We start from the raw sequence: 2,256 nt of genomic DNA, 5'->3' as shown, positions 1-2,256 counted from the left end.
GCTGCGGCAAAAGTTGGGATACCAAGGGAGTTGGCAACAATGGAAGCCACCGGACTGGCTGCAGGAGAGCTATCGGTATAGGTAGCAGCAGCGGCTTGAATGTTTATCCCAGCTACACCCCAAGGAGTACTGCTGATATTGCCGGAAGTACGAAGCCCGTTTTGGAAAGTGGAGGTACCAGTGAAGGTGTTGGCAGTGGTACCGGTCTGAGTGATACCGGTCAGGGCAATTACACCCGCAGCACTGACTGAAAGCTTGGATACGCTGTTTACCTGCAGATCCAGCAGGTTAGCGGAAAGGCTGGTTGGGCCATTCACCACCAAGGCCGTAGTGGAGGTAGAACTAGTGGCAAGCGTAGCGCCCGTAGAAGTAAGGGTCCCTACATTATAGGTAACACCCGTCTGGTTGAGGTTGAATATATCACCGGAAGCACCAAGGGTGACGGTCTTGCTGCCAGATGTGGTAATGGTGGAGCTCTCTACGAACACCAAGTTCATGGACACGCCAGTATCACCAACCAAGACTTGGTTAGTGCTACCGGAGCCACCACGAAGCTGCAGCTCGCCTGCAGTAGAGGTAATGACACCATTCGTACCGTTGTGGGTAATTTCTACATAGTTCGCAGCCGTAGCAGAAGCGACACGGAGGTAGTTCTGCGTGCTGGCCTTATTGAGGTTTACGATGCCGGTTGCTGCCTGGAAGTTGAGAGCACCAGAGCTAGAGGAGAGCACTGCATCGGTACCATCATGTGTAAGCGACGCGTAAAGGGTACCACCAGAGTTGTAGACCTGGAGGGTATTTTGGGTACCTGCCTTGTTAAGGGCAACGACGCCGTTTGCCGCTTGAAGAGCCAGATTGCCAGAGGCGCTCAAAATGGTAGGGACCGTAAGGCTGGTTGTCACACCTACCGTGCCGGTAAAGTTGGCTGTACTGGAAATGGTCTGCCCATTGTACGTACCGCCGGTAACCGTACCGGTAACTGCAAGGGTACCGCCGACCGTTGCGTTGTTCGTAACTGCAAGACCCGTCCCTGCCCCAGTCGCCGAAAGTGTGCTACTGACACCGAGCGTTCCAGTAATACTCGAGTTGCCAGTAATGGCCGCTCCCCCAGAGGAAACAGTCAGTGCACCTGCGGAGGTAATAGTACCGCTTCCTGTGGTGAGAATATCACCAGAGGTTGAAATGTTGCCACTGGCACCAATGGAGGTAACACCCGACAGGGCGCCGGCAGTGGAAACGTTCAGGCCAGTAGAAATGATTTGGACCGTGCCGGAACCGTACCCAATGACCACATTGCCAGCCGTACCAAGGTTGGTGGTACCGCTAGAGCTCAGGGTGGTAAATGAACCGGTCGAACCACTAATAGTGGTACTGGAAATGGCACCACCAGTAATAGTGGCACCGGAAGAGGCAAAAACATTGGCGGTCAGCCCGTCTGCAAAGGTAAACGCTGCGCCAGCGCCAGTTGCATCAAAGGTAACCGCACCAGCTGAAGAAACGGCGGAGCTGTAATAGTTAGAGTTATCGTACTTAACCGTGAGCTGAGGTGAAGTTGTGGAAGAAACTACCAACTGGCCGTTTACGGTAGAGCCAGAGTTAACCGTAAGCGTGTTTACATCTACCGTTCCAAAGAAACCATTTGTGAAGCGGGTTCCAGACGTACCTATGTCACGTGAACCAGAAGCAAGTACGTTGCCAGCCACGGTAATATCCCCTGTAATTCCTGCCCCACCAGCAGAAACGGTAAGCCCGGTGGCGGCAGTAACGGTACCCGTGAAATTGGCCGTTGCGTCGATGTCCTGGCCGTTAATGAGCCCAGAAGTAATAGTGCCGGAACCCACGTTAAGGCCTGCTCCAAAGAGGTTGGAGGAAGCATCTACGTAGGCAGTTACACCATTGAAGTAGACATTACCTTTTGTGCCATGGGATGTGGACTGGAGGGAAAGATTACCGCCGGTCAAGGTTCCTCCAAGCACAGTAGGGGTAGTCACAGATGTGCCAAAGACAGCGGTGGTGCCACCAGTCAATGCACCAGATGTAACAGAGAGTGTGCCGTCAGTGAGGGTACCACCGGTAATTGTGCCACTTCCGGTAATATTGCCTGCGCCCGTAATATTGCCTGCGTTTGTGATTCCACCCGCATTGTTATTAAGACCACCCGTAATGGAAGCACCCCCCGCGGAAACGGTAAGCGCTGACGCGATGGTAAGTGCACCACTATTGGTAACGGAAAGCTTAGATGTACCAGCCACTTGC

General features: G+C 53.4%; 1 protein-coding gene. It reads right to left on the bottom strand.

The window, feature by feature from the left end; all coding sequences use genetic code 11:
- A partial coding sequence (locus VLA04_05780; protein HSI21172.1) for a hypothetical protein occupies window positions 1-2,256 on the bottom strand: 2,256 nt, incomplete at both ends.

The sequence above is a fragment of the Verrucomicrobiia bacterium genome (genome assembly GCA_035460805.1).
Classification (GTDB): Bacteria; Patescibacteriota; UBA1384; order CAILIB01; family CAILIB01; genus DATHWI01.
The sequence above is the reverse complement of the archived record's forward strand: the minus strand, read 5'-3'. Positions and strand labels throughout refer to the sequence as shown.